Origin of the sequence: Planctellipticum variicoloris, assembly GCF_030622045.1 — a bacterium.
Classification (GTDB): Bacteria; Planctomycetota; Planctomycetia; order Planctomycetales; family Planctomycetaceae; genus Planctellipticum; species Planctellipticum variicoloris.
The window spans coordinates 2359811-2372640 of sequence record NZ_CP130886.1; the positions used below are offsets into that span (position 1 = coordinate 2359811).

The following is a 12830-nucleotide window of genomic DNA, read 5'->3' on the forward strand; positions in this document are numbered from 1 at the left end:
AGTCCCAGGGATCAATCGGCCGATCGCCGACATGACCGAGGGCGCTTCGTTCTCGGCGGAATATCGCAATATCGCCAAGTTGAGGGCTTTGGACAGGATTACTCCGCGGTCTCCGGCGTCACCGTCTGGATGTAGTGCCACAGGGCCTCAAACTGCTTCTTCGCATCGCCGTCCAGGATGGCCGTGGCCTTGGTCGTTTTACCGTCGGCGGCGAGTTTGGGCATGCGGGTGGCCAGTTCGTACCTTGGCGGATCGAGGACGAAGCGGTGATAAAACTCCGGCTGCAGGCGCTCGCGGACCTGGGCGAAGTTGATGCCCGGAGCGATCTGCGTCCGGCTGTCTCCCTGGGGTTTGAGCTGGCCGATGCCGTGGCACTGCCGGCAGTCGAGGCCGCCGTCCTTGAGAGTCAGCCGGCGGCCGAGTTCGACGAGGTCGGGCTTGGGGGGCTTGGGTTGCTGAATGTCGCGGCCTGCGCCGTGTTCGACAGCGAGTCCCACGGCAAGCCGTGCAGCATAGTCGGCGGGGAATGCCGGCATGCGGGCCTTCAGCCAAGGGCGAGTGCGCTCGGCGAGTTCGCCGTTGAGGAGTCTGGCAGTCCACTCGGGACGGAGTTTCTCGCCCGCCCAGGTGAGGTCGGGGAGGACTTCGGCGACCACGCCGCGGTCGGATTCGTCGGCGAGGATTTCGGCGCGGGGGGAACGCTGGCCGTCGCGAGAGTGGCAGGCCCGGCAGTTGAGTTCGCGGACGAGGCGGCGGCTGCCAAGGGAGGGGTTTGCAACGACGGTTGCGAAAAGCGCTCCAAGAGATTCGGGTGGCACACTCTCTGAGACGGCAGTCCGCTCCCACTCGGTCAGGCCGAAGTCGGGGGCGTCACCCCGCAGTTCTGCAGTCGGCGCCAGGCAACCGCGCGTGAAGTCTTTGAACTTCGCCATCGCAACCGGCAGTGGCGGGCGATCCGCGATCGTGGAATGACAACCGAAGCAGTTGCGGGTGGCGCCGAAAAAAGCCTGTTTGCCCCGCTCGACATCGCCAGCAGGCAAGTTCAGCGCGATGAACTTACCCTCCGACTCGGCTCGGAGATACGCGACCAGGTCCGCGGCCTCGGCGCTGGAGAGCGGAAAACGGGGCATGGGATTCAATGTGTAGTGCGTTTGCGGATTCAGGAGGTAGGCCTGCAGCGCGTGTTCGGAGAAGCTGGCCGACACATGGGTGAGCGAGAGACGCTGGAAGTCGTCTTCCTTCTCCGGGGCCGTGAAGCGATGGCAGGCAATGCAGCCGAGGTCTTCGTAGAGGATGACGCCGCGTTTCGCGTCACCCGTCGCAGATTCCGGCTCGTCGATCTTCAACGACGCCAGATATGCGGCGATGTCTGACGCCGTCTGGCGGTCGGTTTGCTTGTCTGGATTGAAGAAGTGAGGCATCTTCGCCGTCGGACGCAGCGTGCGTGGCGCAAGAATCCAGGCCGCGACCCAGTCCGCACGGCGGCGGCTGCCGAGACCGGCCAGCGACGGACCGGGCTGAGCATAGTCGGTTGACTCCTTAAGATCGTGGCATATTGTGCATCGTCTTTGTTCAAGGATCGACTGAACAGTTTCCGGCGTGGGCAGGTTCCGGTCGTTATGTCCTGGAGCGTGCCATAAGGCGGTCGGAGGAATTGGTTCCCAGTCGAAGTCTTCCCCTGACCAGAGGAGTCGAGTCCCCGAACTCTCACGTCGCCCCTTGGACGCAGTTTGACGTTGTGTGGTGGATGATCGAAACCGAATCGAGTTAAACCCCCTGTGCAGGTCAACCGGCTCACCGCTTCCTGCCGCAACTCCGCTGATGACCAGCTCTTCAAAACTGTCCGGGATCAGAAATCGGTATTCGCCCGAGAATGGAGCCTTGAGGAAACACGGGACGCCTGCATCGGTTCCGATCTTGTCCCCCACGAGGTAGAATTTGTCCCACGCGGCCATCCGAAAGACACCGAGTGACAATTCTTTCGCTGTGTACGATTCGGTCATCGCGATTCCCGGCCGCAGCCGCGCCATCACCTCGTCCGGCAGCACCCCCGGCCGCGCGCGGACCGTAAGCTGGTCCTGCGGAATCGCCGTCTCGCTCAGCTTATGAATGGTGGAATTGAGCTGCTGCCGGACCGACGTGCCGTCGGCGAGTTTGATGCGGTAGCTGAGGGAAAGCTGGTTGACCGGCTGCAGCCCCGGCAACTCCAGGAAAACCGTTTTCGGGTCCAGGAGCGTCGCAGACCGGACCGGCAGCTCGTCCCGGCCTTCCTGCCTCGGGTCGCTCGGGCGGTACTCGGCCGAACCGTAATCCGCAGCGTAGCGGTAGTTCCATTGCTCGATGGCATAGCGGTCGGGGTCTTCGGCGAGATTGCGGTCGAGCGGTTCCGTGAAGGTCAGGGCCAGGCCGTTGCGATACGTCTTGACGGCTGTCGGCATGCCGACCGGCTGGCCGGTGTAGCGGACGCGCTGCAGGCAGCCGTCCTGCACGGCGGAGGTGACCCAGCCTTTCTGACCGGTCACGTAGAGCTGCCCGTCATGCGGGCTGAATCGGCCGCGCATCGCTCCCGACGAGAACGTGAAGGGAAACGTGACTGTGCCTCCCTGCGTGACGCCGTCGACTTTCTCGCGCAGAGTCAGCAGCATTGAGCACTGGCCGAACGAGAAGTGCAGGAGCTGGTTCTGCAGCGGGCCCCAGCGGTCGCTGGTGACCCAGCACTGGCCGCCCGAGGAATTGTCGTTCCGTCGGGGAATCCAGCAGATGGGGAGGTCATAGCCCAGCGGGCGATCGGCGGTCACCTGGGGGCCGGGATAGCCGTAGTAGCCGCCGGGCTGAACTTCGATGATGTTCGACGACGGCGTCCATTCCCCTTCCTGCGGGGCGGCGGTGATGGTGCCGTCCGGCCCGACTCCCAGCCCGTTCGGATTGCGAAACCCCGTGGCGATGACTTCGAGACCCTGCCCGTCGGGGCCGGTGCGGAGGACGCCCTGTTTGGCATGGGCGTAGTAGAAACGGCCCTGGAGATCGGTTTCGAGACAGGTGACGTAGTCGTGTCCGCCGGGGGACGTTTCGCCGGCGTTATGAAAGCACTCGTACCAGTCGGCTTCGCCGTCGCCGTTGCGGTCGTGCAGCCGGGTGATCTGGTCGCGACCGAGGACGTGGACCAGGTCGCCAACGACCTTGAGGCCTAGGGGCTGGAAGAGGCCGGTGGCGTAGCGTTTCCACGTGAGCCGCTGGAGGCCGGCGTCGACGCCGCTGACGCGCCAGACGTCGCCGTGAGCGGTGCAGACGGCGATGTCGCCGTTGGAGAAGAAGTCGTGGCCGCTGGTGAAAATCAGGGCCTTCCAGGGGTTTTCGAAAGGGATGGTGAGCGTATCGACGACGTAGGGGCCGTCGTCTGTCGCCAGTTCGCCGCGGGTTTCCAGGATCTGCGGCCAGAGCGGGGCTGCCGGTTGTTTCCAGGGAGTAATGTTGTCGGCGCCATTCGGCAACCTGGCGAGGACTGCGGCGGGATCGGCGGTTCCTTTCCACTGGTAGGCGACGAGAGAGACAGGTTGATCGCCGGGGCGAAAGAAAAGTTCCACCCGGCCGCTGTCGGCGGTCCGAAGGAGGCAACTGTCCGATTTGCGGATGCCGCAGTGAAGGTCACCGCTGCTGCAGATCTGCCAGCCGTCGGCCTCGGCGACCTTCGCGTCGTTCGTTCCCTGCGCGAGAGGATAGATGACGACGCCGCGGTGGGGCTCGACTTCGAAGGTCCTCTGAAAGACGGTCGTCGTGTCGACGGTGACAGCCCAGGGGGCTTCGCGGACAGCGGTGCCGGCCACGTCGAACTGCAGGACACTGCGGCTGCCGTGCTGCAGCAGACCGCGATACTTCGCGCCGGCGGCGAGGGGTTGCCAGGCGAAGTTGAGTTCGCCCTTGAAGCGGGGGGACTCGATCAGGCCGTAACGGGCGGGGCCGAACTGCAGGAAGCCGCCGGTCCAGCCGGCGCGGAGGGTGCCCCGTTCGGTGTCGTAGCAGAGTGTCCCCTGCTGCTGATCGCCAACGCGAATGGAGAGACCCTTCTGGACGGGGGGGAGGTTCGGGAGGAAGATGGTGCTGGCGAGGAACGGGCCGACGTCGGTCTGGCTCCAGCGGTTGTCGACGGAGTCACCCTCAGTCCAGTTGAAGCCGACGGTTCCCTCGGCGAAGTGACCTTCGATCGGTCCGCGCGCAGCCTGCTGGGGGGCCGATGGTGCGGGGGCGGCAGCGGCCACCGCAGCGCTGGCGGCATTTTGGACCGGCGTTTCGTCGCGGGTCTTGCCGTCGGGGGAGAGCTCGTCGAACCGCCAGAGGCCGAGTGTCCGCGGGTCGACGGCGGGGGCTTTGTCGGGGACGACGGAGAGATCACGGACGCCGCGGGTCAGGCGGGCTTCGTCGACGAAACCGTCGCAGCCGATTTCCCGGCCGACGAGCTGGCCGAAAGCGATGCCGCCAGCGACGGTTTGTCCTTTCTGGAACTCCACCGCCTGATCGGCCACCTGCTGGCCGTCGACAAACAGGCGGACTCGCGCGGGTTCAAAGACCATTCCGACGTGATGCCATTTGCCGTCGGCGACGTCGACCTGCGAACGCACGTGATCCGGTTTGTAGCCGGGCAGGTAGGCGGTGAGCTGCCCGCTTCCGGGCATGGTGAAGAGCTCCCAGTGCGTCGCGGACGATTTCAACTCCTGGGCAGCGAGGATGTTGTAACTCTGCTTCGACAGCAGCTTTGCCCAGCAGTCGACGGTCAGCGGCGGCTGGTGGTATTCCTCGCGCCCGCCGGCGTGGGCTCCTCCGGAGCGGGCATCCAGGGACTTCCCGAATTTTCCTTCGCCGAGTGACAGCTTTCCGGCCGGACCGGCCGGAGGTGCGGCGGCGGGGGGCGGGACCATCGCCATCGTCGTCAGGGGTTCCCGCCGGGCGGCCCAGGCGACGGCCCGGCTGAGGAGCGTCGCTGCACCCGGCGTCCGGAGCGATTCGGCGGCGTGGCCCAGGACCGTCTGGAAGATGCGGCCCTTGCCGTAGTCGTAGACGAAGGCCTGGGGTTCGGCCTGGCCGGTGACCTTGGATTTTGCGGTGGCGAGGACGTGGATGGGGTCTTCGCCCTGCTGGCGGAAGTAGAGCTCGTCGATGGTCTCGAAGGCCTCCATGCCCTGCATGACGGGGTGCTCGGGGTCGGCGATGTCGACGACGAACTTGCCGTAGGCGTCGTGGCCGACCTTTTTGTCTGTGTGGTCCCAGACCCGCCGGCAGATGTTGCGGTACTCGGGCCAGTCGGAGTCTTCGGCTTTGGGCAAGGAAAAGTGGAAGGCGCCGTTGGCGAAGTGGACGATACAGAGGCCGCCGCCCTCCTGGAGATATTTGACGAAGCCGGCCTTGGCGGCGTCGCTGAGGCCGGGGCGTTCCCAGTTGCAGTAGTTCTGGATCAGGACGTCGAACTGCTGGACGCGGTCGGTGGCGAGGTCTTCGATGTTCTCGGAGACCTCCACCTGCACGCGCAGATCGCGGGCCAGGGCTTCCCGGATAGCGGGCGTGGTGTCCTTCCAGAGATGGCCGGGATAGTGGTGGCCGGTGAGGATCAGGGCTTTGATCGGCCGGTCGTCGAAGCGGGCGGGGTCGACGCCTGCCACCCCCGTGAGGGCGGCGGTGATTTCGGCGTGGGTGTAGAAGCGGGCGGCGACGCCTTCGGGGGGGACTTCGACGTGGGCGTTCCAGGCGATGGCGTTGAGGATCAGTTTGCGGAAGGAGTCGAGTTTCCAGTTGTCGTAGAAGTGTCCGCAGGTGGTGCCGAAGCCGCGGCCGCCGTTGGCACGCTGCCGGGCCCAGGCGACGACGCGGCCCTCCGCGTCGCGTCCGGGGATGGCGGGGACGGTCCAGAGCGGCGCGACCGGGGCCGCCTGCGGATCGAACCGCAGGTTGTAGTAGAATTCCTCCTTCATCTTGAGGGGTTTGACGCCGCGGAGGACCGGGTGATCGGGCGACGCGAGTTCGACTTCCGTGTCGAGAGTCTGGATGGCCGAGTACCACTGCTTTTTGCCGTCGGTTTCCCAGTCAAAGTAGCCGCCGGTCCAGTCGAGCATTTCCTTCGCGCGCTCGTCGGGTGCGAATGTCGAGAAGTGGAACGTCAGGAAGCCGCAGCCGCGGGCGATCTGCTGCTGGACCTGGGCGATGTGCTCCGGCGATACGATGTGGGGGGCCTCTTCGTAGAGGTCGCCGTCGCGGCCGTCGGAGATGACCATGATTGCGTCGGCGGTGTCGAGGGTTTTCGGGTCGGCGGGCCAGCCGTCCCGGTGGTATTCGACGGCGACCTGGTCGCGGATGTTCGAGTTGTCGAGCATCACCTTGAGGAGTTTTACGGACCACGGGTAGTCGTGGATGCCGTTCCCCTCGGGGCCGTGGCTCTTCTTGCCGGCGATGAGGACGATCTTCTTCCTGCCGCCGACCTCGGCTGAGGTGGAAGTCCAGCATCCCAGCAGAATGGCTGCCGCCAGCGCTGCACGCAGACCGGTCGAACCCATTGAGCTTGCTCCGTGATGTCAAATACAGATGATCGGTTGAGTCAGAGTTTACTCGATTTGGTTGGCGAAGACGAAGATTCCACGCAGAGACGCGGAACGGAACGCAGACGAGAGATGTCGAACGAGGAAGGTGGAATGTCGAAAAAAAGAAAGTCGCTGAGAAAGGCTTCAGCGTGGATGCGTTCGACAAATCGCCAATGACAAATTACGAAAAACGAACCACCGGGTGGCCCGGCTGAAGGCCGGGCGGCTTTGCCGCAAGAGGCCGCGGTTGGGCTTTCATGGTGCCGAGAGGCACGTGCCTTGCAAGTTGCTCAAACTGCGGCCTCTTGTCGCTGCGCGATCCGGCCTTCGGCCGGACCACCCGCTGACTCATTCCAGTGACAACTCTCTGGCTATTCGCTATTCCCTACTCGCTAATCCCTGTTTGCTCCCGGACTGCGGCGATCAGTTCGAGCAGGAATTCCTGGGCTTGCGAGTAGATGCCGGGCTGCTGGCTTTCTCTGGGGCCGGCGACGTTGAGCGTTCTCACGCGATGTTCGTGGAGCCATTGCCGGGTATCGAGAATGTGATTTCGACTGTCGTCGAGCAGGTTGATCACGTGGAGCGGCCGGGCGATCCGTCGGGCGAGTTCGACGGTCAGGGCGGTGCCTCCCTTCAGCGATCCGGCGGTGATCACCAGCGTCGCGTCGGAATCCCGCACGTTCCAGCGGGTGCGGACGTCGTACAGGGGGCTGTCGGTTTCCCGGAGGGGATAGTGGAGGGGCAGGGGGCCGTCTTCCGCCTTGCGGCCCTGCGGGCACCAGCCGCCGCAGGGAATGCCTGACGCGATGGCGACGTTGAGGGCGGCGCGGTCGACGCCGGTCTGGCCGCCGGAGACGATACGCTGCAGGATGGCGTCCCGGCGGCGGACCGGATGTTTCCCGCCGGTTTGCCGGGTCACTCGGCGACTTCCTGACCGAACGACAGCCGCATCTGCTGATCTTTCTGGGGGATCTGCCATTCTTTGAAGAGGAGGCTGGGTTGAATGTCGTGGTTGTTCTGGTACTTGCCGTCGCGGTACTCGGTGACCGGTCCGGTGAGCGTGTGGTAGAAGATCTGGCAGATCGGCACGCCGGGGTAGATCCGGATGGCATGCGCCGCGTACATTTCCAGCGTCCAGTAGCCGCAGAAGCCGGCATCGCCGAAGCCGGCGGTGACGTGCACAAACAGCCCCAGCCGTCCGATGGACGACCGTCCTTCCAGCATGGGGACGAGGTTGTGGGTTTCGGTCCGTTCGACGGTGCGGGCGAGGTAGAGCTGGCGCGGCTGGAGGACGAAGCCTTCGGGCGGAATGACGTGCCGCCGGTAGCGGTTCGGCCGCTTCATATCGAGCACGATTTCTTCGTAGACGAGCAGTTCGTCGTGCAGGCGGAGGTTGTAGCTGTTGGGGTTGAGGAGGCGTTCGTCGAACGGCTCAATGACGATATTGCCGCCGAGCTGCGCCTTGATCTCTTCGCCGGTGAGAATCATGGGGGGCGGATACTCGCATCATGAAGTGGCGTCGCCGGAACTGCTCCGTGGGACTCACATTACGAATCGGTCAGCGGGGATGCAACGCAGAAAGAGTTGAGAGTTGAGAGTTGAGAGTTGAGAAAAGAAAGACGGCGAATCGCTCCGATCTGTTCACTCAGCTCCTGTCACTCTAGATCGATTCCCAGTTCTTCGATTTTGCGGTACAGGCTGGAGAGGCCGAGCTTGAGTCGTTTGGCGGCTTCGCGCTTGTCCGGGCACTGGCGGAGGACGCGTTTGATGTGCAGCCGTTCGTAGTGCCGCAGGGCGGACCGCAGATCGTCGGTATCGGGCAGGGGTTGCCCCATGCCGATCAAATCGGCCGGCAGATCCTGGGGACGGATCTGAGGAGAGTCGCACATCATTACGGCCCGCTCCAGAGCGTTGTCGAGCTGGCGGATGTTTCCTTTCCACTGGGCGGACATGAGGAGACGGATTGTTTCGCTGGTGGCGCCGGTCACCCGCTGGCCCATCGCGCGGCTGTGCTTCGAGATCAGGAATTCGACCAGCTCGGGTACATCGTCGAGCCGCTCCCGCAGCGGCGGAATCCGGATTTTGACGCCGTCGAGACGGTAGAACAGGGCCTCGTCGAACCGGGCGTCGGCGACTTCCCGCTGCAGGTCGCGCGTGGTGGCGGCGATGATCCGGGCGCTGACTTTGTACGGTTCCGATCCTCCCAGCGGCAGCGCCTCCTGGTATTCGATCGCTCTCAGCAGTTTGGCCTGCGTCGCCAGCGGCAACTGCGAAACTTCGTCGAGAAACACCGTGCCTTCGCCCACCAGCCGGAGGAGTCCGTCCTGCGCGGCGGGGCTGCCCGCGACCATTCCTGCCTGGGCGCCGAAGAGCTGGCTTTCGAGCATTTCCGTCGGTCGGGTTGCACAGTTCGCGGCAAAAAAACGCTCGCCGCTCCGCGGGCCCCATTTGTGGATCATGCGGGCGAACAGCTCTTTGCCGGTCCCCGATTCGCCGACCAGCAGGACGTTGGCCCGGGTGACTGCGACTTTCCGGATCGCGTCCTGGACCTCCTGGATGGCCTTGCTCGACCCGATGATTTCGTCGCCATTGTCCCGACGGCCCAGCTCCCGTCGGAGCGCCTGGTTTTCCAGATACAGCTCGCGGTACTGAAACAGCCGGTTGAGCTTGTTCGCGAGGTCGTCGAAGATCACCGGCTTGACGAGGTAGTCGAAGGCGCCGGATTTGAAGGCCTCGACGGCGTTCTCCACGGTCGCGTAGGCGGTGATGATCATCACCGACGTCCCTGGATTGAGCTGCTGCAGCCGGCGGAGCAACTGCACACCATCCCCGTCGGGGAGCTGCACGTCGCAGATCGCCACGTGAAAGTCCCGCTGTCTGGCGACCTGCAGAGCCGCAGCCACGGTGCCGGCGACGGCAACGTCGTACCCTTCTTCCGAGAGGAATTCCCGCAATGACGTGCGGATGATTTCCTCGTCTTCAACGATCAGCACGCTGCGTAAGGCTCTCACGAAATGCTCGCTTCCCGGGGAGAGGATTCGGTGATGTCGATGGATTGCACGTCCGGGGCCGCATTCGGCGGCTCTCGATCCGGAAGTCCGGCCAGCTCGCCATTGTGCAGCGTCACGCGGAAGGTCGTGCCGCCCGGCTTGCCTGCGACCAGCTCCATCGTCCCGCCCAGCTTCTGCTCGACGAGATTCCGGCAGACGAACAGCCCAAGGCCGGTGCCGGTGTCCTTGGTGGTGAAGTAGGGCTGAAAGATGCGGTCCAGGTCCTCGGCCGCGATGCCGCGGCCGTCGTCGGAGACGTCGACTTGCAGGGTCCCGCTCTTCAGGCGGGTCACGATTGTGATGGTGCCCCCCTCTTCGGTGGCGTCCATCGCGTTGAGAATCAGATTCAGGAAGACCTGGACGAGCTGGTCCCGCACGGTGTTGAGAGGGGGGAGGTCGGTCACGAAGCGGGTCACGATCCGCTTCCCCTTTTTCCGTTTGTAATACTTGGCGATGCTCAGCGCGTTGCCGATCACGTCGTGAATGTCGCAGCGGGAATCGGTCAGGTTGGTCGGCCGGCTGAAGTCGACCAGTTCGCGGAGGGTTCGCTGAATGCGGCGGAGCTGGTCGTCGACGAGCTGCAGCTTCTCCCGCGTGTGCTGGTCGATATCGCGGCGGTTGAGCAACTGGACGAGCGAACTGATCGCCGCCAGCGGATTGCCGACTTCGTGGGCGATGCCCGCCGCCAGCAGTCCGAAGGCCGCCTGCTTTTCCTGCTGAACCAGCAGCGCCTGGGACTCCTGCAGTTCCTGCGTCCGCTCGCGGATGCGGAGCTCCAGCAGGCCCTGGTCTTCCTGGAGCTGCGTGTTCAGCGCCGTCAGTCCGTCGCTGGCCCGCTTGAGCAGGCCGGCGAGCGAGGTGCTGCCCCAGGTGACCCAGCCCATGAAGACCGGCATCAGGACCATGGTCGAGAACCGGTCCTCCAGCGGCACGTCGCGCCAGATGCCGAGCGAGAGGTAGCTGATTGTATGCAGGGCGAACGTGGGGTAGGCCACTCCCCGGTCGTACCGGAAGGCGCAGACCAGCAGCGAGAGGAAATAGTAGAACCGGAAGGGGCTCTGCAGCCCGTTTTCGAAGTGGCAGAGCAGGCCGATGAAGACTGCTTCCATGGCTGAGATGAAGAGCGGCCACTCGCTCAGGAAGCCTTTGCCGTGCGCGTTGTAGTAGGTGTCGAACACGGCGTACACGGCGCCGAGCGTCAGAATGGCGTTCAGAATGGCCTGGTGAGGAACTGAGGCCGGCAGATTGACAAGCGCATACCCTACGCACAGGCCGAACCACCGGATACGGACGGTGATCGCCTGAGCGGCCAGTTCCCAGTTGAATGGACCGGATTCGTGAAGTTCCTGCACCCGTGCGCCTGTCGTCGTCGATGCCGAAGGGGACCGCCACACGGGGATTATAGCGCCGTTTGCGAAGCGGAGACCAGCAAGCGGCGTTTGCGAAATGTTGCCGGGTGGGGTTTGCGGTCGGTCGGCATTCCGAACTTTCGGCGGATCGCTACAATCGTCGCCACGCGCCAACCGACCAGTCCGATCCGATATTTCGAATCGGGCAGATTCAGGTTTCTACCGCAGGGAGCAGGCACGGTGCAGACGATCGACTTGTCGAAATACGGGATCACGGTCACGGACGTCCGCCGCAACCCGGCGCCGGCAATTCTGTACGCCGACGCCATTCGCGCCGATCCGAAGTGCGCGATCGCGGACTCGGGCGCCTTGATCGCTTACTCGGGCGAGAAAACCGGTCGGTCTCCCAAAGACAAGCGGCTGGTCCGCGATCCGGAGTCGGAAAACGACGTCTGGTGGGGGAACGTCAATATCGACATTGACGCGGAGACGTTTCAGATCAACGAAGAGCGGGCCAAGGATTATCTCAACACTCGGCAGAAGCTGTACTGCATCGACGCTTTCGCCGGCTGGGATCCCGCGTACCGGATGAAGATTCGCGTGATCTGCTCCCGCGCCTATCACGCGTTGTTCATGCACACGATGCTGATCCGCCCCACCCGTCAGGAGCTGGCGGAGTTCGGCGAGCCCGACGCGATCATTTACAACGCGGGTCAGTTTCCGGCGAACCGCCGGACGCACGGGATGACGTCGAAGACCAGCATCGATATCGACCTCAAAACGCGGGAGCTGGTGATTCTCGGGACGGAATATGCCGGCGAGATGAAGAAGGGCGTTTTCACGCTCATGAATTACTTTGGTCCGAAGCAGGGCATTCTTTCGATGCACTGTTCCGCAACGGCGGACCGGGAGACGGGGCGGGCGTCGGTTCTGTTCGGGCTCTCGGGGACGGGCAAGACGACGTTGTCGGCGGACCCGCACCGGATGCTGATCGGCGACGACGAGCACTGCTGGAGCGACCGCGGCATCTTCAACATCGAAGGGGGCTGCTACGCCAAGGCAATCGATCTGGCGCCGGACAGCGAGCCGGAGATTTTCCAGGCGCTGCGGTTTGGCGCGGTGCTCGAAAACGTCGTTTACGACGAGGAGAGCCACCACGTCGACTTCCACGATACCCGGATTACGCAGAATACGCGCGGGGCGTATCCGATCGAGTTTATCCGTAATGCGCAGATTCCCTGCATGTCCGGCCATCCGGCCGACGTGATTTTCCTGACCTGCGACGCGTTCGGCGTGCTCCCTCCGGTCAGCCGGTTGAGCCCGGAGCAGGCGATGTACCACTTCATCAGCGGCTACACCGCCAAGGTCGCCGGTACGGAGATGGGGATCACGGAACCGCAGGCGACGTTTTCGCCCTGTTTCGGGGGGCCGTTTCTGGTGTGGCATCCCGCCAAGTATGCGGAGCTGCTGGCGGAGAAGCTCCGCGAACATCGGGTCAACGTCTGGCTGGTGAACACCGGCTGGAGCGGCGGTTCCTATGGCATCGGTTCGCGGATGAAGCTGTCGTGGACGCGAGCCATCGTCGACGCGATTCACCGGGGGCAGTTGGCCAGCGCTCCCGCGATCCGCGATCCGCACTTCGGCTTCGAAATCATCACCGGCTGTCCGGGGGTGGCGCCGGAGATTCTGCAGCCGCGCAACACGTGGGCCGATCCGACGGCGTACGACGCGACGGCGAAAAAACTGGCGAAGCTGTTTGCCGACAATTTCCAGAAGTACGCAGACAGCACTTCGCCGGCGGTGCGGTCGGCCGGGCCGGCGGTTTGAGCGCGTCCGGGGGGAAGGGGGCAACGAGTCCGAGAAGACCA

At 64.2% G+C, this 12830-nt stretch carries 6 protein-coding genes; 1 reads left to right on the top strand and 5 read right to left on the bottom strand.

Going from position 1 to position 12830, the window contains the following annotated elements:
- Positions 1-98: 98 nt before the first annotated feature.
- The 5 genes from SH412_RS09225 to SH412_RS09245 all read right to left on the bottom strand — a co-directional run bounded on the left by SH412_RS09225 (position 99) and on the right by SH412_RS09245 (position 10965).
- A complete protein-coding gene (locus SH412_RS09225) occupies positions 99-6539 on the bottom strand; it encodes a ThuA domain-containing protein (RefSeq protein WP_336523218.1) in 6441 nt (2146 codons plus the stop codon).
- Between the two features lie 409 nt (positions 6540-6948).
- A complete protein-coding gene (locus tag SH412_RS09230; protein WP_336523219.1) occupies positions 6949-7482 on the bottom strand; it encodes a putative molybdenum carrier protein in 534 nt (177 codons plus the stop codon).
- Positions 7479-8051, bottom strand: a complete 573-nt coding sequence (dcd, locus tag SH412_RS09235; protein ID WP_336523220.1) for a dCTP deaminase — start codon at positions 8049-8051, stop codon at positions 7479-7481. The genes SH412_RS09230 and dcd overlap by 4 nt, the downstream gene beginning before the upstream one ends.
- Positions 8052-8218: 167 nt before the next feature.
- Positions 8219-9574 (bottom strand): sigma-54-dependent transcriptional regulator, encoded by a 1356-nt coding sequence (locus SH412_RS09240; protein WP_336523221.1) that lies wholly within the window; start codon positions 9572-9574, stop codon positions 8219-8221.
- Entirely contained in the window at positions 9571-10965 is a 1395-nt protein-coding gene (locus SH412_RS09245; RefSeq protein WP_336523222.1) for a sensor histidine kinase, read from the bottom strand. Before SH412_RS09245 ends, SH412_RS09240 begins: the two co-directional genes overlap by 4 nt.
- 237 nt (positions 10966-11202) lie before the next feature.
- Between SH412_RS09245 and pckA the strand changes: the two genes are divergently transcribed.
- Positions 11203-12789, top strand: a complete 1587-nt coding sequence (gene pckA, locus SH412_RS09250; protein ID WP_336523223.1) for a phosphoenolpyruvate carboxykinase (ATP) — start codon at positions 11203-11205, stop codon at positions 12787-12789.
- The last annotated feature ends 41 nt before the right edge of the window (positions 12790-12830 follow it).

Excerpts from the sequence above, each read along its gene's own strand:
- SH412_RS09225 (WP_336523218.1), bottom strand. The coding sequence starts at position 6,539 with ATGGGTTCGACCGGTCTGCGTGCAGCGCTGGCGGCAGCCATTCTGCTG.
- dcd (WP_336523220.1), bottom strand. The coding sequence starts at position 8,051 with ATGATTCTCACCGGCGAAGAGATCAAGGCGCAGCTCGGCGGCAATATC.